Below are 1,330 nucleotides of genomic sequence, written 5' to 3'. Positions count from 1 at the left end.
TGAATCGTCCCGGGTTTGATGGAGGCAGGTTTTACCGGAAGGGACACTTGTTTCATGCCTCGTCCATCGAAGTACTCGCCCGAGTTGCGGGACCGCGCCACGCGGATGGCCATCGATGCCAGGAAGGATCCAGAGACGGCGCCTGGCGCGTTGGCCCGGATCGCCAAGCAGCTCGACATCAACCCCGAAACACTGCGGAACTGGGTCCGTCGCGTCGAAGACGGTCGAGCCGACACACCCGGCATCGAGACGGTCTCCGATATTGAACGGATCCGCCAGTTGGAGAAGGAAGTCTCCGAGCTACGCCGGGCGAACGAGATCTTGAAGACCGCATCGGCTTTCTTCGCGGCCGAGCTCGACCGGCCACGCCGCTGATCGTCGAGTTCATCGACCAGCACCGCCCTCGATGGCCAGTCGAGGCGATCACCGCCGCTCTCACCGAGGCCGGATGCGCGATCGCGCCATCGACCTACTATGCAGCCCGAAGCCGCGGCCCATCGGCCCGAGCGATCCGCGACGAGGAACTCAAGGAACAGATCATGGCTGTCTACGAAGACTCCGGCGGCATCTACGGCCGCCGCAAGATACGGGCTGCTCTGGCCCGCCGCGGTATGACGGTCGCTAAGTGCACGGTGGAACGATTGTGTCGTGAGCTGGGGATACGTGGCGTGGTACGCGGGAAGTTCCCGCGCACCACGAAACCCGCACCTGAGACCGAACGCCCCGCCGATCTCGTCGACCGCGCCTTCACCGCCACCACACCGAACCAACTGTGGGTCGCCGACATCACCTACGTTCGCACCGACGCCGGCTGGGTCTACGTCGCGTTCGTAGTCGACGTGTTCTCCCGGATGATCGTCGGCTGGCAGACCTCGACCCGCATGTTCGCCGACCTCGCGATCGACGCATTGGCGATGGGCCTGTGGCTGCGCCGTCGGGCCGGTCACGACATCACCGGCCTGATCCACCACTCCGACCGCGGAGTGCAATATCGAGCGATTCGCTACACCCAGGCCCTCGACGAGGCCGGCGCCATCGCCTCGGTCGGCTCCCGCGGCGACTCCTACGATAATGCGATGGCCGAAGCACTGAACTCGCTGTACAAACACGAGTTGATCTACCGAAAAGGACCATGGCGATCGACGAACGCCGTCGAGATCGCGACCGCCGAATGGGTCCACTGGTACAACACCACGCGCCTGCACGGCGAACTCGACCATCGGCCACCGATCGAGGTCGAGGACCTCTACTGGCAACAGCACACTGCTACTGCGACCGAACCAGCACTACAGAACAAATGATCGGTCTCTAACAAACCCGGGACTTGACA

The 1,330-nt window shown here is 63.5% G+C and carries 1 pseudogene; it reads left to right on the top strand.

Annotated elements, in window-relative coordinates:
- Positions 1–54: 54 nt before the first annotated feature.
- Positions 55–1,301 (top strand): annotated as a pseudogene (locus GOARA_RS00145) (IS3 family transposase).
- Positions 1,302–1,330 lie beyond the last annotated feature (29 nt).

Source organism: Gordonia araii NBRC 100433, from assembly GCF_000241265.1.
Lineage (GTDB): Bacteria > Actinomycetota > Actinomycetes > Mycobacteriales > Mycobacteriaceae > Gordonia > Gordonia araii.
Note: the sequence above shows the minus strand (reverse complement) of the source record. Positions and strands in the feature narration are given on the sequence as shown.